Here is a 23,332-nt window from a genome sequence, read left to right as displayed (position 1 = left end):
CTACATGGTGGTGCCGGCGTCGTCGGTGCCGGCCGCGCGGAGCAGGCCGTTTTTGTAGTCGTAGACGGCCTTGCAGACGTTATAGATGGCGTAGAACAGGATAAACGCGCCGCAGACGGGGATGGCGCAGTAGATCACCCCCATGGGAATCTGCAGGGCGGCGTCGGCGGTGCCCATCTGCTGGTTGGTGACCAGGGCGCCGCCGTAGAGCAGAACCCCGGTGGAAAAGGCCACCAGGACAACGTTGGTGAGGATCTCCACAATCAGCAGGAGGGCGGGGGGCATCTTGTCCTTGAGGACGGTAATGTCCAGATGCTCCTTCAAACCAAAGACATAGGCGCTGCCGAACATGACCATCCAGACAAAGAGGTACTGGGCCAAAATTTCGGAGATGGCGCTGGATTCATCAAAGACATATCGGGTGACGACCTGATAGGTGACCAGAATGGTCATGACGGCCAGAATGGCGATACACAGCCACTCGATGACCTTATCCGCAACCCGTTTGATGCTGGTGAGTGCTTGCATAGGGGACCTCCTTCTCTCTTACTCCAGGTGTTTTTACGCCCTTTCGTCCAGAAGAGGCCCGCAGGAGCCTGCGGGCCTCTTGCTGTTACGTAAGAGTATTCTGGCTATTGACAAATCAGCGCTCGGACTTGATGGCCTCATAGACGGCCTTGGTCATATCGCTGCGGTTGGCGACGTCGTTGATGAAGTCGGCCATCTTCTCCTGGAAGGGGGCCACGTCCACCTCGGTGATGGTGACGCCCAGCTCGTTCTCGCACTTGTCGAAGTAGGTCTGGCGCAGCTCGGCGGCCAGGTCGAACATATAGGGGACGGACTCGGCGGCGGCCTTTTTGAAGGCGGCCTGGTCCTCGGCGCTCATGCCCTCGAAGAGCTTGGTGTTGATGATAAGCTCGTCGGGAATCATCAGGTGGTTGGTCAGGGAGTAGTAGGGGGCGACCTCGTACTGCAGCAGGTCGGTGTAGGTGATGATATTGTTTTCGGCGCCGTCGAGGGTGCCGGCCTGGATGGCGGAGTACACGTCGCCCTGGGCCATGGCGGTGCCGATGCCGCCCATGGTGTCCATCATCTTAATCATGGTGTCGGACTGCATGACGCGGATTTTCATGCCCTTCAGATCCTCGGGGGAGGTGACGGGCTTGTTGCCGTAGACGCAGCGGGCGCCCAAGCTGTAGGCGGAGAGGACGGTGAAGCCGGAGGCCTCGGTGGTGGCGAACAGTTCGTCCAGCTTGCCGGACTCAAACACCTTCTGCTGATGCTCAATGCTGTCGTACACATAGGGGCAGCCGATAATGGCGAAGTCGCTGTTCACGCCTTCCACGATGGAGTTGGCGACCAGGGCCATGTCGATGGCGCCGGACTGGACCAGCTCCAGGGACTCCTGCTGGCTGCCCAGCTGCTCGGAGGGATAGACCTCGATGGAGTAGCGGCCCTCTGTGGCGTCGTACAGGTCGTCGCTCAGCTTCAGCAGGGTCTTGGCCTCGGGGTTCTCAATGGTCTGGTTGAAGGAACATTTCAGGACGGTCTGCCCCACCTTGGCGCCGTCGGCGCTCTGGGACTGGGAGGGCGCGGGGGAGCCGGAGCCGCCGGCGGGTGTGTCATTGTTGCCGCAGGCGGCCAGGGAGAGGATCATGAGTCCGGCCAGGAGCGTCGCAAGGGCAGATTTCTTCTTAAACATGACATTTCCTCCTTGAAATTGGTTTCTTCTTCTATGCTGTCCGGTCCGCGGACCGGGAACAACCGTCGTCAGATTAAAGTATATTATGAATGAAACCGATTGCTGAAACCGGTTAACTAAACAAGCAAAAAAATACCGGATTTTTTATTCCGCTTTTTACGGGCCCTTTACCGTAGAACCGCGCACCGTCAGCCGGTTGGGTAGCTCCTCGTATACCGGCCCCTCGGGTCCCTCGCCCGCGATGCGCTCCAGCAGGAGCTCCGCCGCCCGCTCTCCCACCTGCCAGGAGTCCTGGGTGATGGTGGTGATGCCCGGCGGTATCAGGTCCGCCCAGCCCCAGTCGTCGAAGCCGCAGACCCCGAAGTCGGCACCCATGGCGATTCCCGTGTCCTGGATGGCCTGGAGGAGGTGGAGCATGGTCACGCCGTTGACCGCGAAGGCCGCCAGCCGCTCTCCCGGATACCGGCCGCGGAACCGCTGCAACACTTCGGCACAGCCGGCCCGGTCGTCCAGATCGAGCTGAAAGCTCTCCCCTGGCTGCCCGAAGCAGTCCCGCATGGCGTCGCAGTAGCCGTGGTAACGCAGGATACGTGGGGCCACAAACTCGTTGCCCTGGGTGAAAAAGCCCACCCGGCGGTACCCAAGCCCGTGCAGGAATTTGATGCAGTCGTAGGTGTTGTGGTAGCTCTCGGTTGCCACCGTGTCCAGCATCCCCTCCGCAGAGAGGCAGCGGTCCGCCAGCACCAGGGGCACCCCCTGCCCGCGCAGCTCCAGCAGGTACTTGTCGTTCTGCCCGGTGGTGTTAACGATGAGGCCGTCCACCTGGCTCTCCAGCAGTCCCTGAATGCCGTCCCGCTCCCGCACGGGGTCGTCTCCGCTGTCCACCACCAGCAGCTGATGCCCTGTGCGGACGCACACACTGTTGATGGCCTTGACGATGATGGAGGAGAAGGGACTGCTGATGTCGCTGACCACACAGCCGATCATGCGGCTGTTGCGCGCCTTCAGACTCCGGGCAATCCGGTTGGGACGATAGTCCAGCTCCTCAATCACGTCCCGGATGCGCTCCCGGGTGTCCGCCGATATGGACTCATACTTGCCGTTCAGGTAGCGGGAGATCGTGGTCTTGGAGACGCCCGCCTGCCGGGCCACCTGGTCGATGGTCACTGCTTTCGTCCGAATCCGTTCCTCCACCGGCATCTCCTCGCTTCCGGGTTTGTGTATTCCTGCCTGCGAAATCATCCTACATCACGCCTTTTTAAAAGTCAATTACAAATTTAAATGTATGCACATTTTTGTCTGTATAGCAAAAATATTATATTCTTATTTGTCTATTACAGCTAATGAAACCGATTTACCATGCGAAATATTTCGTTATTCGTTTCACATTCTATTCACAAAGTTGTATGATGACTTTGTCTCTCATCCGTCCACTTGTCCGCCAGTCCTCCGTCTGAGAACGTTTCTCAACGGGGATTATTTATCCCCAGGCCCTGGGGCGAGGATATAGCGGCGGTTCTCCGCCAGGTGCTGGACCATGGCGTACCGGGCGCCCAGGGGGTCTCTGCGGCGGAGTGCCTCGGCCAGGGCCCGGTGGTAGCGCACGGTGTTCTCCCTCAGCTCGTTGTGGGTCAGGTCGATATTCAGGCTGGAGGAGGAGTGGATCACCGGAACCAGGGTGCTGGTCACCCGGTTACGGCTGGCCTGGGCGATGCGGCGGTGGAATTCCACGTCCTCCTGCTGGTATTCCTCCTCCGCCAGGATGAGCTTTTCCACCCGGTCGCACTGGGAGACGATCCGCCTGAGGTCGCCGTCGGTGGCCCGGGTGGCGGCCAGGGCCGCGATCTCCGGCTCGAGGATGAGGCGCACCTCCAGCAGCTCCAGCGCAAGCTGGCGATCCTGCTTTAAAAGGGTGAGGCCCAGGGGATCGTTGGGCACGCCGTGGCGGTGGGACACAAAGGTCCCCGAGCCCTGGCGCACCGTCAGCACGTTGCGGGACACCAGGCCCTTGATCGCCTCCCGCACCGTACCCCGGCCGACACCCAATCGCCGGGCCAGGTCGTGCTCGTTCTCCAGCCGATCGCCCGGCTGGAGATCGCCCTCCTTGATGATCTGGATGATTCGCTCCTCCACCGTGGCGGTGAGCGGCTTTCCGGCGGCGTGCTCTTCACGCATGGGTTTCGGCCCCTTTCTCTTTCTCTTGCCGACCAGTATAGCATAATCTTGTCGAAAAAGAAACGCCTCCCAATTGGCGAGCGCATGAAAAAGCGCGGGTGAATGATCACCCGCACTTTTTGTCATCTCAAATTTTTTGCTTCTTGAGCAGCCGGATATCGTCCCCGAAGAAGGGCAGCACCCTGTATTCCCCCTCCAGCCGGGAGGCAATCTGGGGGGAATAGCGCCGCCGCACATCCTCAATGGAGAGGTTGGAGGAGATAACGGTCCGCTTTTCCGCCGTCAGCCGGGTATTGATGAGGGTGTAGAGCGCCGACTGTATCAGGGGGCTTGTCATCTCGCTGCCCAGATCGTCCAGTATGAGCAGATCGCACACCCGGTAGCGCCGGGTCTCATCCCTGGCCTCCCGGCTGTCGTCTATGTCCCGGGAAAAGCGCTGCGCCTCGTACTGGGCGAAGATGTTGACTGCGGTGTCGTAAACCACGGAGAATCCGTTTTCCGACACCTCCCGGGCGATGCAGGCCGAGAGGAAGGTCTTCCCCAGCCCCGGCGGCCCGCTGAGAAAGAGGTTGCGGACGGGAAAGCGCCCAAATTTCTGGGCGTAATTGAGGCAGATCTCATAGACCAGCTCCATGTTCTTCCTTGGGGTGGCGTTCCTTCCGGGGCAGGGCAGGGGGGAGTAGTACTCCAGCTGAAAGGCGTCAAAGGACTGCCCGCCCAAATCCAGCAGGCGGGACAGACCCCTGATCTGCTCCTCGGTGCACAGCGTTTTCAGGCACTCGCACATCTCCGCCCCGCGCCAGCCGGTATCACCGCACTTGGGGCAGGCCGGCCTCTCGTCCAGGGCGTCCGCGCCGTACCCCTGCTCCAGCAGGAGCCGGGTCCGCTCGGCCTGGAGGTGCAGGTTCTTCTCCCGCACCGACTCGATGGCGGGCGCGGGGTCGTCCCCGGAGCGGAGGGAGGCGGCGATGATTCCCACAATGGTCCGGCGCAGCTGCCGGTCGATCTCCGCCACACGGGGAATGCGGCGGTAAATCTCCCGCTGGCGGGCCGCCTGCTCCTCGCCCCGGCGCCTGCGCGTCTCCTCCAGCCGGGCGGTGGCTCTGCGCAGGACGCTTGGCTCATACGCCATTTACTTTCCCTCCTCTCCGGCCTTCTCCCTGGCCAAAAATTCCTGCATCCACTGGATGTCGTCGTTGACACGCCCGGCGTCCGGTTGACCGGCGGCGGCCGCCTGCCGCCATTTGGAGTCCTTGGAGAGGACCTCCCCCATGGTGTGCAGGCCCTTCTCGTGCCATTTTTTCAAGATGGCGTTCATATAGGCCCAGTTCATGTTCTGCTTCTTGAAAAGGGTACGCTCGTAGGCCAGGCGGATAACGTCGTCGTCAAAGCCCATCTCCACCCAGGCGCTGATGTACTTACGCTCCTCGTCCACCGCGGGGCGTCCGGCCACGCCCATCATGGCCAGGACGGCGCCCTCCCTGCTGTGCAGGGCGGACTGCCGCCTCAGATACGCCTCCACCGCCTCCGCGGTGTCCAGCCCCAGCCGCCGCCAGGCAAAGGCCGCCTTGCGGATCTGGGGCATCCGGGGCTTGCGGCCCGGGCCGTATTTCCGCTCCTGCTCCTCCACGCACCAGCTCACCAGCAGGCAGATGACCTCGGCGGGGAGGGCCAGGTAGTCGTAGACGGTATAGAGGGTCTTGAGATCGGCGGTGGAGAGGATTTTCCCCAGCCGCCGCTGGACCTCCCCCACCAGGCCGGGAAAGGGCGATTCGCCGTCCCCCATCTCCCTGGCGATGTCCTCGGCCCGGTACTCGGGCGGCTCATCCGCGCCCTCCAGCACGGGGACGGAGGGCGCCGGAGGAGTCTTGTCCGCCAGCCCCGCCTTCACCAGCGCGTCATAGGCGCCGGCGAGCCGCTCGCCGCTCCACTTGAGGGCGCGGTTGGCCGTGTTCAGGTCTGCCTGTCCGCCCCGGCGCAGGAGGGCCAGATAGAGCAGGGCGGCGTCCCCGCTGCCCGCGGCCAGCAGCCGGTCGGCCGCCTCGCCGGACAGGGACACCACCCCGCCGGGGATCAGGGGATCGACAGTCATGGAAACGCCTCCCTTCCTCCAAGAGCAAACTCCATCATCGTCTAGATATGCTCTGTTATTTTACCTGAAAAAGCGCGGCAGGTAAATACCAAATAAAATGGGATAAAAAAAGGAAAATTCATAAAGAATTTATGTTCAAGCCCCGGTGTTGTATGGTATAATAACCGCAACGCGGTTATTATACCATGTTTTTGGCGCGGTTGGCTCCTCCGCTGCGCGGAGCACCGCCGACGATGCCATATACCACAATAACCTTTGGTTTTGTGGTATCATACTTTATTATTTTATGTCTGGGAGGCGCCGCCATGAAAAACCGTGTCACCGTTACCATCGCCGGCCAGGAGTATACCCTCGTCGCCACCGAGGATCAGGGCTATATGGAAAAGGTGGCGGCCCATGTGGATACGCAGATGAAGCAGGTTCTGGACCAGGCCAAGGTCTCCCTGGTGGACGGGGCCGTGCTCACCGCCCTGAACGTCGCCGACGAGTATTTCAAGGAGGTGGAGGCCTCCGAGAACCTGCGCCGCCAGCTCAAGGAGTATCTGGAAGAGGCCACCAAGCTGAAAATGGAGCTGTCCGAGGCCAAGCGGGAGATCTTCAAGCTCCAGAACCAGAAGAAGTAGCGTTCTGCGGCAGGGGCGCCGCTCCCCGCGCGGCGGGCTGCGCGGGGCCCCTGTCTCTTTTCTCTGCCCGGGGTGGGCGAACCGCCCCGGCACCAAGGCCCTGGCTCTGCGGGGACGGTCCGAAACGCTTGCAGCGCCGCACTCGCGGCGGGGCGGTTACCGCCGCCGCGCCCCTCTATTATCTCTCCCAGGAGGTCGCCATGTTAGAACTCCTCTCGCCCGCCGGATCGCCCGAGGCGGTAACCGCCGCGGTTCAGTCCGGCGCGGACGCCGTCTATCTTGGATACGGAGACTTTAACGCCCGCCGCAACGCGAAGAATTTCTCCCCGGAGGAATTTGCGGCGGCGGTTTCTTACTGCCATCTCCGGGGCGTGAAGGTCTATCTGACGCTGAATACCCTGCTCACCGACAGGGAGCTCCCCGCCGCGGCCAAGGTGGCCGAGGAGTGCAGCGGCCTCGGGGTGGACGCCGTGCTGGTCCAGGACCTGGGGATGTTCCGGGTGCTCCGCCAGGTGGCCCCGGATATGCCGGTCCACGCCTCCACCCAGATGAGCGTCCACAACCTGGACGGCGTGAAGCTCTGCGCGGACCAGGGCATGACCCGCGTGGTCCTCTCCCGGGAGCTGTCCCGGGACCAAATCGCCCACATCTGCGCCAATTCCCCCATTGAGATTGAGGTCTTCACCCACGGCGCCCTGTGTATGTGCTACTCCGGCCAGTGCTTCCTCTCCTCGGTCATCGGCGGCCGGTCGGGCAACCGTGGCCTGTGCGCCCAGCCCTGCCGCATGAAGTACGGCTGGAGCGGCCGGGCCGACGGCACTCCCCTCTCCCTGAAGGATATGTCCATGGCCGGGCACATCCGGGAGCTGAAGCAGATGGGGGTCGCCTGTCTCAAAATTGAGGGGCGTATGAAGCGCCCGGAGTACGTCAGCGTGGTCACCTCCATCTATGCCCGTGCCATCCGGGAAAACCGGGAGCCCACCGGCGAGGAGGTGGCCCAGCTGGCGGCCGCCTTTTCCCGCCAGGGCTTTACCGACGGCTTCTTTACCGATCAGCAGGGCCCGGAGATGTTCGGCGTCCGGGAGGAGACAAAGGAGCCCCGGGAGCTCTTTGCCCAGGCCCGGAACTTCTACCAGAAGGAAAATTCCCTGGTTCCCGTCAAGTTCTACGCCATGATCCGCCCCGGCGAGAGCGCCCAGGTGGGGGTGGAGGACGATGCGGGCCGGGTGGTCACCGTCTCCGGCCCCACGCCGGAGGCCGCCCGCAGCCGTGCCCTCACCCGGGAGCAGGTGGAGGAGCAGCTCTCCAAGACCGGCGGCACCCCCTACCGCTGCGAAAAGGTCCGCGCCCTGGTGGAGGACGGGCTCTCCCTGCCCCTCTCCGCGCTCAACAATCTCCGCCGGGAGGCCCTGGAGGGTCTCTCCGCCCGGCGTGTGGAGCCCCCCCACTGGCGGACCGGGGAATTTCACCCCGGCGCCCGGTATGAAAACCGGAAGAATGCGCCCATACTGACAGTATCGGTCCTCCGGGCCGGGCAGGTGAGCCGTGAGCTGCTGGCCCTGGAGCCTGCCCTGGTCTACGTCCCCCTGTCCGAGCTGGCCGCCCACCCGGAGCTTTCGGAGTGGGCCAAGCCCGGCCAGCTGGCCGTCTCTCTGCCCCGGATCGCTTGGGACAGGGAGCGTCCCGAGATGCTCGCCCAGCTTGAGCAGGTGAAGGCCCTGGGTGTGACCGACGCACTGGTAAACAACCTGGGCATGCTGCCCCCCGCCCGGGCCATGGGCTTCACACTCCGCGGGGACTACGGTCTGGAGATCTACAACGCCCAGGCCCTCAAGGAGCTCAAGCGCCTGGGCTTCGTCTCCGGCACCATCTCCTTTGAGCTGAAGCTGGCGCAGATCCGCGATATCTCCAAGCCCATGGACACAGAGCTCATCGCATACGGCCGCCTGCCCCTGATGATTATGGAGAGCTGCATCATTCAAAACCGGACCGGCCGCTGCGGCTGTGAGAACAGCAATGTTCTCACCGACCGCAAGGGGGCCCAGTTCCCTGTGGTGAAGGCCCCCGGGTGCCGAAATGAGATCTTGAACTCCAAAAAGCTCTTTCTGGCGGACAAGCAGGCGGATTACGCCCGGATCGGCCTCTGGGCCCAGAGGCTCATGTTCACCACCGAGAACCCCCGGGAGTGCGTTCAGGTCCTGGAGCGTTATCAGGGCCGGGGCGGCTGGGAACCCGGCGAATATACCAGGGGGCTGTACTATAGGGACGTAGATTAAAATAAAGATAAAAAAGAGCGGGTTAAAAGCCGGATACGCCTGTGGAGCGGCGCCCCTCTGAGCGTCTTTTTCGCCTTTTGTCCCCGTGAGGCGGCCAGATATCCTGCCCGCCGGTCTGCTTTTCGCTACTCATATTTTCCTATTTGGAGGTTCTATGAAACTGAATATAAAAGCCGTATCGCCGAAAATCGGCAGAGAGATTCCCGCCCCCTTCTATGCCAGCGCAGGCGCTGCGGCGATGGATCTCTGCGCCTGTATGGACGAGGCCGTGGTCCTCGCTCCCCGGTCCCTGGCGAGCATCCCCACGGGCATCGCCATCGCCCTGCCCAGCGCCGATTACGTCGCCCTGATTTTTGCCCGCTCCGGTCTGGGCGTGAAGCACGGCATCTCCCTCTCCAACGGCGTGGGCGTCATCGACAGCGACTACCGGGGCGAGCTTCGGGTGGGCCTCACCAATCTCTCCGACACGCCCTATACCGTCCAGCCCGGCGACCGCATCGCCCAGCTGGCCGTGGTCCCGGTGGTCCAGGCCCAGCTGGAGTTCTGCGACGCGCTGGACGAGACCGGCCGCGGCGCGGGCGGATTCGGCTCTACGGGAAAGTAAGCAATCGGAAAGGGAAAAAGGCGGGACAGCTCGTGCAGCAGGCGTCTCTATTGTTCCCGCACATTTTTCTCTTTTATATAGAAAGGAACGTACTGCAATGGACATTATCCTCGCCTCCCAATCCCCCCGCCGGCGGGAGCTTTTGGAGCGGATGGGAATCACCCGCTTCAAGACCGTCTCCCCGGATATCGACGAGCGCGCCTTTGACGGCCTGCCGCCGGAGGAGCTGGTCCGCCGCCTCTCCGCGGAGAAGGCCGGGGCCGTGGCCGACCGGGTGGACGACGGCGCCATTATCATCGCGGCCGACACCGTTGTGGCGCTGGACGGCACCGTCCTGGGCAAGCCCGGCGACGACTTGGAGGCCTTCAAGATGCTCTCCACCCTCTCCGGTGTGCGCCACCAGGTCTACACCGGCGTCACTGTGCTCCTGGGCGGGGAGCGCTTTACCGAGCACGAGGTCACCGACGTGACCTTCCGGGAGCTGTCCGAGCAGGAGATTGAGCAGTATGTGGCCACCGGCGAGCCCATGGACAAGGCGGGGGCTTACGGCATTCAGGGCTACGGCGCGCTCCTCATTGAGGGCATCTCAGGCGACTACTATAATGTGATGGGCCTGCCGGTCTGCCGTCTGGGCCGGATGCTCTCCCGCTTCGGCATCGACTGCCTCCGTCTCGCCGCGGGGCAGGATTAACCCCCATATGCCTCCTGTCCCCGGCCTCCGCGCTTCCCCCGGGGCGGCCGATGGCCGCCCGTTTTTCGTATCAACCCACCATAAGGAGACAAGGCCTTGAAGGACTTTTTTCGCCATAATGGAATCCTGATTCTGGTTATCGCCGTGCTTCTGGCCCTCATTACGCTGGTGGTGACGGCCTTTACAGGCGGCGTGGCCGCCCCCATCTCCAATGCGGTGAATGTGATAACCACGCCGGTGCGCAACGGCCTCAACTCTCTGGTCAACTGGGTGGAGGGAATTTACGACTACTCCTTCCAGTACGACCAGCTCCTGGCGGAGAACGAGCAGCTCAAGAAGCGCATTGCCGAGATGGAGGAGGAGATCCGCCAGGCCGAGTCGGCCAACACGGAAAACGACCGCTTCCGAAATCTCCTGAACTTCCAGACCAAGCACAAGGAGTTCCAGATGGAGCCCGCCACGGTCACCGCTGCCGGCGCCTCAAACTGGGAGTCCACCTTTACCATCAGCAAGGGCACCTCCAGCGGGGTGGAGCCGGACGACTGCGTAGTGGACGAATACGGCAATTTTGTGGGCATCATTACGGAGGCGGGCCTCAACTGGTCCACCGTCACCACCCTTATCGATACCGACATTGAGTTGGGCGGCCTCATCGGCCGCACCGACGGGGCTGCGATTCTGGAGGGGGATTTCACCCTCATGGGCCAGGGCCGCCTGAAGCTCTCGTATCTGCCGGAGAACACCGAGCTGGTGGCCGGGGACGAAGTGCTCACCTCCGGCAAGGGGGGCGTTTACCCCTCGGGTCTGGTGGTGGGCGCCATCGAGTCGGTCCATACCGACGTTTCGGGGATGAGCCGCTACGCGGTGGTAAAGCCCGCCGCCGACCTGGACGATCTCCAGCAGGTTTTCGTGATCAAAGCGTTCGACATTGTTGAGTAATTCCATCGGGCGGCCAATTCCCCGCGGTCGGCTTTCCCCCGGCTTTGCCCGCCGTGGAATTGTGCGCAGCATGGTATGCAGTATGAGGAGGCGCCAACCGTGACCCGCAGAGATTTTCTCACCAAATGGTTCATATACGCGCTGGCCCTTCTGCCCGTGTGGTTTTTGGAGGTCTATGTCCTCAGCCGGCTTAAATTCTTCGGCGTGTCGCCCATGCTGCTGCCCGTGGCTGCGGTGACGGTGGCGGTGCTGGAGGGGTCGGCTGCGGGCGGGGCCTTTGGCCTGGCCGTGGGGGTCATCTGCGATGCGGTGTACCACACCAACGGGGCCATGACCCTGGGTATGACCCTTCTGGGCGCGGGGACGGGGATTATTGCCCAGTACGGGGTCCGGCAGAGTCTTGCGGGCTGTCTGGCCTGCTCGGCCGGCGCCCTCGTCATCATCGACCTGTGCCGGGTCGTCTGGCGGCTGGCGGCTGGTGTGGCTCCGCTCCAGGTCCTGCTGGGCGTGGCCCTGCCCGAAGTGCTGTACTCCCTGGTTTTGGTCCCGCTGGTCTACCTGGTTTTCCGCTGGGTCCACAACCGCACCCAGTTTGCAACGCTGTTTTAAACTGAAAATGAAAAAAGGAGGTCTTTATGGACGCAAAACAATTTCACAGCCGTCTGCGGGGCATCCTGCTGGTTTTGATCGTCATTCTGGGCCTCTTCACCTGGGTGCTCTACGACCTCCAGATCGTCCGCGGTGCGGATTTCCGCTCCCAGTCGGTGCGCAAAATTACCAAAACCGAGACGGTGGAGGCTGCCCGGGGCCAGATACTGGACCGTTACGGCCGGGTGCTGGTCTCCAACCGCACCAGCTACCAGGTGACGCTGGACACCAGCGTCATGGGCGCGGAGGCCGAGCGCAATCCCAATCTCCTGGCGCTGCTGCACATCTGCCGGGACCACAACGTAACCTGGACCGATGCGGTGCTCCCCATCTCCATGACGGAGCCCTTTACCTATACCGATACCCTCACCGACGCGGGCCGCGCCCGGTACGAGGCCTTTCTGGAGCGGATGAAGTGGACCGATGCCGCCGCCCAGGGCGCCGGCGCCCTTATCGCCAAGATGCGGGAGTTCTACCAGGTGGACGAGAATGTCTCCGCCGAGGACGGCCGCGCCCTGGTAGGGGTTCTGTGTGAGGTGCGCATCCGCTCGCTGGACATTCTCCGCTCCTCCTATGTCTTCGCTCAGGACGTGGACATCGACTTCATCTCCACCGTCAAGGAGCAGGGACTGGTGGGCGTGTCCATCGACCCCACCACCGTCCGCCAGTACAACACCGCCTATGCCGCCCATCTCCTGGGCCGAGTCCGCTCCATCCCCGCGGAGGACTGGGAGAAGTACGAGGCCCTCGGGTACAGCATGGACGACACAGTGGGCACCGACGGCGTGGAGCTGGCGTTCGAGGAGTACCTCCGGGGCGAGGCCGGAAGGCGTGCCATCGACACCAACACCACCGGCAAGGTGGTCAGCGAGACCTGGCTCACCGACCACGAGACCGGCGAGCTGCTGGAGCCCAAACCCGGAGACAACGTCTCTCTTACCCTGGATATCCGTCTCCAGGAGGTCACCGAGCGGGCCCTGGCCGAGGGCATCGCCGGCCTCCCCTCGGAGTACACCCAGGGCGGCGCCGCGGTGGTCTCCGACGTGAAGACCGGCGGCATCCTGGCCATGGCCTCCTACCCCACCTTTGACCTGAATATCTATAGTAACGCCGCCCTCTACAACGAGACGGCGGAGAATCCCCTCAACCCCTTCTATAACCGGGCGACCATGGGGACCTACTCCCCTGGTTCCACCTTTAAGATGGTTGTGGGCACCGCCGCACTTCAGGAGGGACTGACCACCCCCAATGAGAAAATCAAGGACACCGGCCGCTTCCAGTACCCGGCGGGGGAGAAATATCCCTATGGTGAATACCACCCCGCCTGCTGGTATTATCTGCAGTACGGCGGGTATCACCCGCCTCAGGATATGGCCCACGCACTTGAGAATTCCTGCAATATCTACTTCTACACCATGGGCGACCGTCTGGGCATCGACCTCATTAACAAGTACGCCTCCATGTTCGGTCTGGGGAAGGCCACCGGCTTTGAGCTGCCGGAGAATGTAGGCCAGGTGGCCGGGCCGGAGACCAGCGAAAAAATGGGCGTCACCTGGTACGGCGGCGACCTGCTTTCCGCCTCCATCGGCCAGGGCAATACCCTGGCAACTCCCCTGCAGCTTGCCAACTATATCGGCACTCTCGTCAACGGCGGCAGCCACTACTCCGCCCACATCCTGCAGTCGGTAAAGTCCAGCGACTTCTCCCAGGTCATCTACGAGCGCGCTCCCGAGCTGATGGACAGCCTGAACATCAGCGGTGAGAATTTGGAGGCCGTGAAGCAGGGCATGTACCTGCTGGCCACCGAGGGCAGCGTGCGCAATTACTTCAAGGACCTGCCCGTCACCGTGGGCGCCAAGACCGGCACCGCCCAGGTGGGCCGGGAGGACACCGAGGCCAACGCCGTGCTGGTCTGCTTCGCGCCCTACGACGACCCGGAGATCGCCATCTCCATCGTGGTGGAGCGGGGCGGCTCGGGCACCGAGCTGGCCGCCATCGCAGCCGACATCCTCTCCTACTACTTCAACACCGAGCACACCATGGAGGCGGTGGAGGGGGAAAACGCCCTGTTGCGTTAAAAAAGAGTAAATCGGTCTCCCCTGAGTGTGGATGCCGGGCTCTTTATCGAAGCGGCGCTGTAAACCCGAAATATCGGGATGGAAGCGCTGCTTCGAGAGCCCCTGCTCTCTTCATTTTTATTTAAGGATTGGTATTTTTGATAGACTCACACACCTTCAACTCCCGCTCGCCCCTCTGTAAGACCCCCTATGGGGCGGTCCCCTCGGGGGAGCGGGTCTCCTTCACCCTCCGCCCGGAGCGGAGCGCCGCCTATGTCCGGGCCGTCCTCACCGCCCGGCTGGAGGGGGCCGACAACCGCCGCCTGGAGCTGCCCATGCCCTGGTCCGGACTGGACGGGGACCGGGATTGCTTCACCTGCAAGCTGGACACCGCGGGCTACATCGGCCTTATCTGGTACTCCCTGCGCCTCATCCGCATGGACGGCACCGGCGACGAGACCGCTGAATTCCAGCTCACCGTCTACGACGGCTCCGAGTCCGTGCCCGGCTGGTTCGGGGAGGGGATGTGCTACCAGATCTTCCCCGACCGCTTTTGCCGCCTGTCCGTCCCCAGCCCCGCCGGGATGCCCGGCGGCCGCTGGGTCCACCGGAACTGGGAGGAGGAGCCGGAGTACCGCCCGGACCACAACGGCGAAATTCGCAACCGCGACTTCTTTGGCGGCAGCCTTGCCGGGGTTCGGGAGAAACTGCCCTACCTCAAGTCCCTGGGGGTGGAGACCCTTTATTTCTGCCCTATTTTCGAGGCGCCGGAGAATCACCGCTACGGCGTGGGGGACTATGAGAAAATCGACCCCATGCTGGGCATGAAGGAGGACTTCACCACCCTCTGCGCCGCCGCCCACGCCATGGGCATGCGGGTCATGCTGGACGGCGTCTTCAACCACACGGCCTTCGTCAGCAAGTACTTCAACGGCGACGGCACCTACCCCACCCTGGGAGCCCACCAGAGCCAGGACTCCCCCTACCGCAATTGGTTTTCCTTCCAGCACTGGCCGGACCGGTACACCTCCTGGTGGGGCATCTACTCCCTGCCCACCACCAACAAGCAGGACCCCGGCTGGCTCTCCTACATCACCGGGGAGAACGGCATCATCCGCGCCTGGCTCCGCGCCGGGGCGGACGGCTGGCGGCTGGACGTGGCCGACGAGCTGCCCGACTACGTGGTGCAGGACATCCACGCCGCCGCCCGGGCAGAGAAGCCGGATGCGGTCATCATCGGCGAGGTGTGGGAGGACGGCTCCAACAAGGTGGCCTACAGCGTCCGCCGCCGCCATATCTGGGGCCGCCACTGCGACGGCCTGATGAATTACCCTCTGCGCAACGCGCTCATCTCCTACCTGACCGGAGGGGGCGCGGAGCAATTTTATGAGGCCATGGAGACCCAGCGGGAGAACTACCCCGCCTTCGCTTTCTACTCCGGCATGAACTCCCTGGGCACCCACGACACCCCCCGTATTTTGACCCTTCTGGGTGAGGAATCCGCCCGGCAGGAGCGCAGCCGGGACTGGCGGGCCGCCTCCCGGCTGGGGCCGGACTGGCGCGGGCGGGGACTGGCCCGGCTCAGGCTGGGGGCCTTGGTGCTCTTCGCCTTCCCCGGCGCGCCCACCGTCTACTACGGGGACGAGGCGGGCATGGAGGGCTTCGAGGACCCCTTCAACCGCCGCACCTTCCCCTGGGGCCGCGAGGACCAGGCCCTCACCGCCTGGTTTGCCGCCCTGGGCCGTGCCCGGCGTGAGCTGTCCCCGCTGCGTCGGGGCGATATCCGCTACGTCCGTGCTGAGGGCAATGTGCTGGCCTTCACCCGCACCCTGGACGGCAGGGCCGTCCTCTGTGCCGTCAACGCCGGGGACGCCCCCGCGTCGGTCACCCTCCCCTGGACCGGGGCCGCCTCCGACTTTCTCTCCGGCGCACCCCTTGTCCCCGCGGATGGCATACTCACCGTGGAGCTGCCCCCCATGACCGGCCGCCTCGTCGTCTGAGTCCTCACCCTGCCGAGTCACAAACGCTCCCGCCGTCCCCCGCCCCCTGGACCGCGCGGTATTCCCCATGCACCGCCGGGCCAATCTTTCGCTTGCCAATGCTGCTCTTACCGCGTATAATGGAGCCATACCCCAGGGCGCGCGGGATCTCTCCGCGTCCGGAAACGGAGCCCTTTATGCGCCGTCCCAACTAAGACCTCCTTATTTTGAACCAGCCGCCGTCCATCCGGGCGGCCGTTTGTCGCGTTCAAGATAAGGAGGTCTTTTTACGTCTGAAAACAAGCGCAACATCAGGCTGTTTTACGCCGCCGCGCTGCTCCAGGGCGCTGTGTTCTACAGCCCTGTCGCCACGCTCTACCGCCAGTCCGCCGGGCTGAGTCTGCTCCAGATGGGCGTCATTGAAAGCCTGTCCCTGGCGCTGATGCTGGCCCTTGAAATCCCCTGGGGGGTTCTGGCCGACCGTCTGGGGCACCGGCGGACCCTGGCAATCTGCTCCGTCCTCTTTGCCCTGTCCAAGGTCGTCTTCTGGCAGGCCAGGACCTTTTTCGGCTTTTTGACCGAGCGCCTTGTGCTCTCGGTGGTGCTCTCCGGCCTCACCGGCTGCGACTCGGCCTATCTGTTCTCCTGCTGCGGCGGTACGGGCGAGCACCGCCGTGCCTTCTCCCACTGGGAGGCCGCCACCGTCGCCGGCACCGTTCTGGCCGGACTTACCTGGCCCCTGCTGGAGGGCGATTACCGGCTGGCCGCCCTCCTCACCGTGGGGACCTATGCCGCCGCCGCGCTCCTGACCCTTCTGCTCACCGATCCCGCCGGAACACCCCCCGCCCGCCGGGAGCGCGCCGGCTTCCGTGCGGCGCTGCGGCAGACATGGCGAATGGCTCCGATCCTGCTGGCCTTCTGCCTGCTGGCCGAGGCGGCTCAGCAGGTGACCGTCTTCCTCAACCAGCTTCAGTACCTCCGCGCCGGCATCCCCGAGCGCTGGTTCGGCCCCCTCTACGCGCTGGCTACCGGAGCGGGGCTGGCCGGCGGCCTCTCCCACCGGCTGACCGGGCGGCTGGGGACGCGGCGTGCCGGGGGCCTTCTCTTTCTGACCGCCGCCGGGGTCTGCCTTGTCCTGGCCCTCACGGACAATCCCACGGCGGCAGTGTCCGGCGTGCTCCTCATGGCGGCGGTCCGCGCCGCCGCCAATCCGCTCTCCCTCTCCATCCAGAACGAGAACGCGCCGGAGGGTGGCCGGGCCGCTCAGCTCTCCTGCAACGCCATGCTGATGGACGCGGCCGCCCTGGGCGTCTACCCGGTCTACGGCGCGCTGGCGGACCGCGGCGTCCCCGGCGCCCTGCTCCTGGCCTGCGGCTGCTGTACGCTGGGGCTCCTCCTGTTCTGGCGGGGAATGGGCCGGCAATCCCTTGCGCCCCAAGGCCCGCAACCGGGGGTTGACACAGGGTAAGGGCGGCTTTCTTGCCAAAATGCCAATTGATCTGTTAGGGTCTATCTGAAAGGAGGCGGTCTCCATGACGCTCGGACAGCGTATACAAGAATTGCGCAAGGCCCTCGGCCTCTCCCAGGAGGGCCTAGGTGAGAAGCTGAAGGTCTCCCGCCAGGCCATCTCAAAGTGGGAGGCCGACGGCGCGGTGCCTGAGGTGGATAAGCTCATCGCCCTCAGCAGGCTCTTCGGCATCTCCCTCAACGAGCTTCTTCAGGTGGACTGCCCCGCCTCCACTCCCGAGGAGGAGGAGGCCGCCGCCGCGGAGTTCGCCCGCCGGGCCCGCCGCCGCAGGCTGCTGAAAAACGTGAGCCATGCCCTCACGCTCGCGGCGGTGGTCGTGGTTGCGGCGGTGCTCTCCGCCGTCCTGGCCCGCCAGTCGGCCCAGTTGGACACAGCCCGGGACGCGCTGGCCGCCCAGGAGTCGCGTATCTCCCAGCTGGAGACCCAGGTGTCCGCACTCGCCGAGGCGGCCGTGCGCCCCGGGCTGGACTCCTCGGCCCCTCTGGTGGGGGATTTCTCCATTCGATATTTTTCCACGGAAAAGGCCGGTATGCGGGTTCATGTAAGTCTTCTCCCCGCGCAAAGCACGGAAATGACAACCGTGACCTTTCAAATCAGCCGCCCCGGGATAAATGCGGTCGTCCAGGAGGCCGAGCGTCTGCCCGGCACTACCGAATACCGGGCGGAACTGCTAATCCCCTCCGGCGGGGATGGCGTGACCATCTCCGCCATCTTCGACGACGGGACCGCCCAGCACACCCAGCCCCTGCTCTCCGACCTGAGCGTCCGCGAAAACAGCGTCACCTACACCCCCCTCTGGCTGGAATAACACAAACCCGCCGCCATCCGTAGTTCGGATGGCGGCGGGTTTGTGTTCACAGCTTCTTCACGTTGTCCGAAATATCGGCCAGGGCCTTGCTGGCCTCCATATCGTAGGCCTGGCTGACGGCCAGATCTCCCAGCGAGACCATACCCACCACCTTGCCCTCCTCCGTGACGGGGAGGCGGCGCACCTGGGCTGCGGCCATCATGCGGCTGGCCTCCCGGGCGTCGTCGTTGGGGGAGACCACGGCGCAGTTGCGGGACATGATGTCCCGCACGGGCACCTTGGAGGGGTCCTCCTCCGCCGCCACGCAGCGGAGCACGATGTCCCGGTCGGTGACGATGCCCCGCAGGCGGCCGTCCTCGCCGCATACCGGGAGGGAGCCAACGTTGTGCCGGGAGAGGAGCCGGGCCGCCAGGGCCGCCGATTCGCCGGGGGTAATGGACACCACGCCCTGGCTCATAAGGTCGCGTACCTGCATAAACATACCGCCTTTACTTTAAGGTATCCCTATTCTGGACCAAAAAAGCGGGTTTTATACGCAAAAGGACCGCCCGGACGGGCGGTCCCTGCTCTATCTAATCGTGCTTTAACTGTAAATTCCGGCGCAGAACCGCCGGGCCGCGCCACGAGAAGGCTCTTGAACCGTATTTTTCTTTGAATTGACGGTTACTCAGGCCGCTTACGTCGCTCAGCCGCAGATGCTCCACCAAATCGGTCAAAAACGGGGACAGGAGCGCGGTTTCGGCGCCCTGATTATAGGGGCACGCAGTCTGGCAGATGTCGCAGCCCCAAATATAGGGATGCCTGCGCAGAAGCGCCTCCTCCCCGCCCGTGAGCTCCCCCTTTTTCTGCGTCAGCTCAGAGAGACAGCGCTCCCTGTGGAAAACCGCCCCCTCCAGCGCAGCCGTGGGACAGGCCGCTGCGCATTTCCCGCAGGAGATGCACACACCGGCGGGGGGGAATGTGGAAACTTCCAGGGGCGCGTCTGTGAGGATGGTGCCCAGAAACACATAGGACCCGTAGGGGGGCAGGATAAGCAGGCCGTTACTTCCCCGCAGGCCCAGCCCGGCCATAAAGGCCAGCTCCCGCTCGGGCAGGGGAGAGCTGTCCACCCCCGGCACGAACAAATACCCGGCGTAATGTTCCCGCAAAAGTTTGCATACCGTATTCAGCCTGCGGCCCAAAACCAGGTGGTAATCCTCTCCCCTGGCGTAGACCGAGAGGTTCCCGGCAGTCTCCCCGGCAAAATAGGGAAACGCCGCCACCAGCACCGTCCTGGGATTGGGGCAGAGCTTTTCCACCTTGTCCCGCTTTTCTGTGGATAAATCGGGCCGGATTCGTCCGAAGTCCACACAGCCCCAGGCGGCCGCGCCGCTTCCGTCAAAGGCGGCGTCCAGCACCGCCATCACGGTTGGCCCAGCAGGGGGAAGCAGTTGAAGACGGCCAGGTTGGCGTCAAACCGGGCCAGAGCCTTCTGCGCCAGCATCCCGTCGGGGACGCAGGGCTCCGGGCCGTTTTTCCGCTTCTGCTGCTGCTCGGCCCCCTTGCCCGCCAGAATGACCACGGAGGGGCGGCACACTTCCATGACGGCGGTTTCCACCGCCTCCTCCCGGTCGGGGATGACGGTGTAGTCCTTGCCGCAGGGCGCAAGATACCGCCCGATATCGGCGCAGATGTCCACGACCTCCTCCGGGCCGGGGTCGTCCTCGGTGAGGATAATCCGGTCCGCCCAGCGGCCCGCCGCCGCGGCCATCCCCTCCCGGCGGTCCAGGCCCTTGCCGCCTGTGCAGCCGAAGACCACGGTCAGCTCCCGGTCCGGGTACTCCCTGCGGACGGAGGAGAGGATGGCCTCCAGGCTCATGCCGTTGTGAGCGTAGTCCACGATGACGGTGAGGCCGCCGCTTGCGCTGTGGTAGGTCTCCATCCGCCCGGGCACGCTCGCCAAGGCCAGGCCGTTATAGACCGCCTCCGCCCCCACGCCCAGGGCCTCCGCCGCGGCCACGGCGGCCAGGGCGTTCTCCACGTTGAAGAGCCCGGGCATGGGCAGGCGCAGCTCCCGCGCCCAGCGCGGGGTGCGTACCCGGAATAGTGTGGCGTTCTCCTCCTTGCGGATACACCCGGCGAACACGTCGGCATTCTCATCCCTGCGGGAGAAGGAAATGACCTCGGGGCAGACCCGGGCGGCCTCCAGCACGCGGTCGGCGTGGTCGCAGTCCAGATTCACCACGGCGGTCCTGCAGCGGGAGAAGAGCATCAGCTTCGAGGAAAAATAGTCCTCAAAGTCCGGGTGCTCCACGGGGCTGATGTGATCCTCGCCGATGTTTAGAAAGACGCCCACGGCAAACTCCACCCCCAGCACCCGGTGGTACTTCAGGGCCTGGCTGGAGACCTCCATGGTGAGGCGGCCCACCCGGGCATCCACCGCGTTGAAGAGGTGCCGCTGGAGGTCCAGAGGCTCCGGGGTGGTGAGCTTGGCCGGGCGGCGCTCCCGCCCGTCGTCGGTGACGATGGTGGAGAGGATGGCGGTCTCCCGCCTGCCCCGGCTGCGGGCCTCCTCATCCAGGATGGACTTGAGGTAGTAGGCCGTGGTGGTCTTGCCCTTGGTGCCCGTGATGCCCACGATGTCCAGCTTGCCCGAGGGGTGGCCCCAGGCATGGTCGGCCATCAGGGCCATGGCGCGGCGGATGTCGTTCACCAGCAGGCAGGGCAGCGTCGTCTCAGGGTAGACGCGCTCGCTGACATAGACAAAGGCCCCCTTGGCCGCCGCGTCCAGCAGGTAGGCGGCCTTGAAGGCCGCGCCCTTGCAGATGAACACGGTGCCGGGGACCACGGTTTGGGAGTCGCAGGAGACCATGCGGACGCTCCGGGTCAGATCGGCCCGGAGGGGCGCGGAGGAGGCCAAAAGGCCGTTTTTCTGGAGGATCTGATAGTAGTCCCCCAGGGGATAGTGTGGTCGGAGCATAGGCACCTCCGGAAAGGTAATTAGGAATCTGGAATCAGCCGGTGTGGGCGGTAACATTCAGGGGCCGCCTTATGAAGGGGTTGTCAGCAGAGCGGACCGGGGGTCGGCAGCCCTGTCGCCCCGAAAGTCTGGAGCTAATCGCGTTTCAGCCCTCGCCCTGTGCAGCACATAGCGGCCGCCTTATACCATCCTCAGCCGGTAGCCGCAGTATGTGATACAGCGCTCGGCCAGAATGTCCATGGCGTCCACGTAGAACTCCGGCAGGCCGTGGAAGGTGCGGTAGACGGACAGTTCCGTACAGCCCAGGATGGCCGCGTCGCAGGCCGCGTCCCTCAGCCAGCGGTCAATGGCAGCGAATTTTTCCCGGGAACCCTTTTCGCCCTTCTTGATCTCGTCGTAGATGATGGACATGACCAGGTATTGAATCTCCGGGGGAGGGGAGACCGCTCTGAGGCCCTGGGCCTCGCACTCCTTCTGGTACACTCCGGCGCGGACAGTGCCGTCGGTGGCCAGAATCCCAACCTTGCGGATATCGGGATCTTCGGCGAGGGTATTCACCGTCTCCCGCACCATATGGATAATGGGAATCCGCAGCTCCTTCTGGAGATCGTCGGCGAAGAAATGGGAGGTATTGCAGGGGATGGCGATGGCGGTGCAGCCCACGCGCTCCAGGGTCCTGGCGTCGCTGAGCAGCCGCCGGCGGCACCCCTCGGCGTCGCCGCCGAGAATGGCGGCGGTGCGGTCGGGCATGCGGGTGTCGCTCAAAATAAAGGCCGGCAGATGCTCCTGGTCGCAGGAGGCGTCGGTCCGATCCAGTATGCGCTGGTAAAAATCCTGGGTGGCCTGGGGACCCATGCCGCCCAGGATTCCGAGCTTTGCTTCGTTCATAATAAACCTCTTGCGCGTAAAATAAAAAGCGAAATCCCGGCACCGACCCGGAGGATGTCCCTGAAAATCAGGGGTTCTAAAAAGGAACTCCGACTTCATAGGCCGTGGCAACAATCCCGGTCAATGCTTTTCAATTTTGCCCTCCTAGTTCGCCTTCGGTCCAGAGCTGGCGTACCGCTCTTTGTACCGCCACTGGTCCTTGAGGATGCGCAGCTTGTGGACAAGGCTCCTGTCCGGCGGATAGAAGAGGGGGTTGACCCACGCGCCCGCGCTGATGAGGGCCTTCATCTCGCCGTGGTACCTGGAGGGAATGTAGTCGTACGCCACCTTGAGGGGAATCACCCGCCACAGGTGGCGGTTCTTGGTCACGGTGAGGGCGGAGGGCTTGTGGTAGATGCGGTCCTCCACCAGGTATTTGGCCAGGTTGTGGCCCGCGCCGGTGACGTAGTAATTGCTGCGTCCCTGGCGGCAGTTGATCTCGAACACCTTAAATTTACCGTCCCGCTGGTCGTATTTCACGTCGAAATTGGAAAAGCCGGTAAATTTGATGTCCTCCAGGAAGGCACGGAGCTTCCCGCACAGCTCAGGCTCGTCCTCCGTGATGATGACGGCGTGGTTTCCGATGCCGTGGCGGGTGTGCTCCTCCAGCAGAACGTGGCCCACACACATGAGGCGGACCTTCCCGTCCTCTCCCGAGTAGTTGGTGACCACCCTCATATAGGCGTCGTCCCCGGGGATGAAGTCCTGGATGATGAGGGAGTCCTCATAGCCGTGGTCGTAGATATCGTCGATGACGCGGTCCACCTCCTCCCGGGTCTGAAGGACGTAGGCCTTCTTCTGGGTGTCAAACGGGTGGTCCCAGTAGGTGGCGGACTCGGCGGGCTTGACCACAAAGGGGCCGGCGAAGGGCAGAACGAAGTCATGGCCCTGGCCCTTGTGGTAGACGTAGGTGGCGGGGTGGTCGATGCCGTACTGGTCGCACAGCTCATAGAAGTGCTCCTTGTGGATGAGCTTCTCCATGAGGTTCAGGCCGATGTAAGGGGCAACCACGTTGGCGGGGAATTTTGACAGATTCTCCGCGATGGCGGTGAGGTAATTGTCTCCGCAGCCCAGAACGATGACCTTCTTGTCCGGGAACTCGGCGGCTACGGCGGACACGTTCCTGAGCACCACCTCGGGCGCGTCGTTCCTGTCACACACCCGGTAGTCGATGATGCCGCTGCCGAAGCAGGGACCTGAGGGGTACATGCCGTAGGCCACGGTTTTCAAGCCGTACTGCTCGTGAAAGGCCCGGGCCATGCTGTATACGTTGATATCCGCCCCCAGCAGCAGGGGGACAAAGGGCAGTTCGGACATGAGTAAG

At 63.7% G+C, this 23,332-nt stretch carries 21 protein-coding genes; 10 read left to right on the top strand and 11 right to left on the bottom strand.

Features of this window, described 5'->3' with window-relative positions; all coding sequences use genetic code 11:
• The 6 genes from H8S62_RS07060 to H8S62_RS07035 form a co-directional block, all read right to left on the bottom strand.
• On the bottom strand, positions 1–528 hold the full coding sequence (locus tag H8S62_RS07060) for a TRAP transporter small permease (protein WP_155150292.1): 528 nt from the start codon (positions 526–528) through the stop codon (positions 1–3).
• Between the two features lie 115 nt (positions 529–643).
• Positions 644–1,702 carry a TRAP transporter substrate-binding protein gene (locus H8S62_RS07055; RefSeq protein WP_155150294.1) on the bottom strand — a complete coding sequence of 353 codons (1,059 nt, stop codon included), beginning with the start codon at positions 1,700–1,702 and terminating at the stop codon, positions 644–646.
• Positions 1,703–1,858: 156 nt separating this feature from the next.
• Entirely contained in the window at positions 1,859–2,896 is a 1,038-nt protein-coding gene (locus H8S62_RS07050; RefSeq protein WP_173023582.1) for a substrate-binding domain-containing protein, read from the bottom strand.
• Between the two features lie 282 nt (positions 2,897–3,178).
• The gene (locus H8S62_RS07045; RefSeq protein ID WP_155150299.1) at positions 3,179–3,877 is read right to left on the bottom strand and encodes a FadR/GntR family transcriptional regulator; all 699 of its coding nucleotides are present in this window, start codon (positions 3,875–3,877) and stop codon (positions 3,179–3,181) included.
• Between the two features lie 127 nt (positions 3,878–4,004).
• Positions 4,005–5,009: an ATP-binding protein gene (locus H8S62_RS07040; protein ID WP_155150301.1), complete on the bottom strand. Its 1,005-nt coding sequence runs from the start codon at positions 5,007–5,009 to the stop codon at positions 4,005–4,007.
• Positions 5,010–5,969 carry a DnaD domain protein gene (locus H8S62_RS07035; RefSeq protein ID WP_186918860.1) on the bottom strand — a complete coding sequence of 320 codons (960 nt, stop codon included), beginning with the start codon at positions 5,967–5,969 and terminating at the stop codon, positions 5,010–5,012.
• 305 nt (positions 5,970–6,274) lie between these two features.
• Here H8S62_RS07035 and H8S62_RS07030 point away from each other — a divergent pair, with 305 nt between their 5' ends.
• The 10 genes from H8S62_RS07030 (at position 6,275) to H8S62_RS06985 (ending at position 18,122) form a co-directional block, all read left to right on the top strand.
• Positions 6,275–6,592: a cell division protein ZapA gene (locus tag H8S62_RS07030; protein WP_155150305.1), complete on the top strand. Its 318-nt coding sequence runs from the start codon at positions 6,275–6,277 to the stop codon at positions 6,590–6,592.
• A gap of 200 nt (positions 6,593–6,792) precedes the next feature.
• Positions 6,793–8,868, top strand: a complete 2,076-nt coding sequence (locus tag H8S62_RS07025; protein ID WP_155150307.1) for a U32 family peptidase — start codon at positions 6,793–6,795, stop codon at positions 8,866–8,868.
• A 154-nt stretch (positions 8,869–9,022) separates the two neighbouring features.
• Positions 9,023–9,472: a dUTP diphosphatase gene (dut, locus tag H8S62_RS07020; RefSeq protein WP_186918859.1), complete on the top strand. Its 450-nt coding sequence runs from the start codon at positions 9,023–9,025 to the stop codon at positions 9,470–9,472.
• 97 nt (positions 9,473–9,569) lie between these two features.
• Positions 9,570–10,163 carry a Maf family protein gene (locus H8S62_RS07015; protein WP_186918858.1) on the top strand — a complete coding sequence of 198 codons (594 nt, stop codon included), beginning with the start codon at positions 9,570–9,572 and terminating at the stop codon, positions 10,161–10,163.
• 96 nt (positions 10,164–10,259) lie between these two features.
• Positions 10,260–11,102, top strand: a complete 843-nt coding sequence (mreC, locus tag H8S62_RS07010) for a rod shape-determining protein MreC (RefSeq protein WP_186918857.1) — start codon at positions 10,260–10,262, stop codon at positions 11,100–11,102.
• Positions 11,103–11,201: 99 nt separating this feature from the next.
• Complete coding sequence (locus tag H8S62_RS07005) at positions 11,202–11,711, top strand: rod shape-determining protein MreD (protein WP_186918856.1); 510 nt, start codon at positions 11,202–11,204, stop codon at positions 11,709–11,711.
• Between the two features lie 26 nt (positions 11,712–11,737).
• The gene (locus tag H8S62_RS07000) at positions 11,738–13,828 is read left to right on the top strand and encodes a penicillin-binding transpeptidase domain-containing protein (protein WP_155150317.1); all 2,091 of its coding nucleotides are present in this window, start codon (positions 11,738–11,740) and stop codon (positions 13,826–13,828) included.
• 137 nt (positions 13,829–13,965) lie between these two features.
• Positions 13,966–15,807 carry a glycoside hydrolase family 13 protein gene (locus tag H8S62_RS06995; RefSeq protein ID WP_186918855.1) on the top strand — a complete coding sequence of 614 codons (1,842 nt, stop codon included), beginning with the start codon at positions 13,966–13,968 and terminating at the stop codon, positions 15,805–15,807.
• Positions 15,808–16,135: 328 nt separating this feature from the next.
• Positions 16,136–17,254 carry an MFS transporter gene (locus H8S62_RS06990; protein WP_186918854.1) on the top strand — a complete coding sequence of 373 codons (1,119 nt, stop codon included), beginning with the start codon at positions 16,136–16,138 and terminating at the stop codon, positions 17,252–17,254.
• Positions 17,255–17,318: 64 nt separating this feature from the next.
• A complete protein-coding gene (locus tag H8S62_RS06985) occupies positions 17,319–18,122 on the top strand; it encodes a helix-turn-helix transcriptional regulator (RefSeq protein WP_186918853.1) in 804 nt (267 codons plus the stop codon).
• Between the two features lie 46 nt (positions 18,123–18,168).
• On the opposite strand, the gene H8S62_RS06980 is transcribed toward H8S62_RS06985, so the two are convergent.
• The 5 genes from H8S62_RS06980 to H8S62_RS06960 all read right to left on the bottom strand — a co-directional run bounded on the left by H8S62_RS06980 (position 18,169) and on the right by H8S62_RS06960 (position 23,325).
• Complete coding sequence (locus tag H8S62_RS06980; RefSeq protein ID WP_155150325.1) at positions 18,169–18,597, bottom strand: CBS domain-containing protein; 429 nt, start codon at positions 18,595–18,597, stop codon at positions 18,169–18,171.
• 97 nt (positions 18,598–18,694) lie between these two features.
• The gene (locus H8S62_RS06975; protein WP_155150328.1) at positions 18,695–19,525 is read right to left on the bottom strand and encodes an epoxyqueuosine reductase; all 831 of its coding nucleotides are present in this window, start codon (positions 19,523–19,525) and stop codon (positions 18,695–18,697) included.
• Positions 19,525–21,081, bottom strand: coding sequence for a Mur ligase family protein (locus H8S62_RS06970; protein ID WP_186918852.1), 1,557 nt, complete (start codon positions 21,079–21,081; stop codon positions 19,525–19,527). Before H8S62_RS06970 ends, H8S62_RS06975 begins: the two co-directional genes overlap by 1 nt.
• Positions 21,082–21,261: 180 nt before the next feature.
• Positions 21,262–21,969, bottom strand: a complete 708-nt coding sequence (gene cuyB / locus H8S62_RS06965; protein ID WP_155150332.1) for a cysteate racemase — start codon at positions 21,967–21,969, stop codon at positions 21,262–21,264.
• 144 nt (positions 21,970–22,113) lie between these two features.
• The gene (locus H8S62_RS06960; protein WP_155150334.1) at positions 22,114–23,325 is read right to left on the bottom strand and encodes a carboxylate--amine ligase; all 1,212 of its coding nucleotides are present in this window, start codon (positions 23,323–23,325) and stop codon (positions 22,114–22,116) included.
• Positions 23,326–23,332 lie beyond the last annotated feature (7 nt).

Source organism: Lawsonibacter faecis, from assembly GCF_014287675.1.
Lineage (GTDB): Bacteria > Bacillota > Clostridia > Oscillospirales > Oscillospiraceae > Pseudoflavonifractor > Pseudoflavonifractor faecis.
The sequence above is the reverse complement of the archived record's forward strand: the minus strand, read 5'-3'. Positions and strand labels throughout refer to the sequence as shown.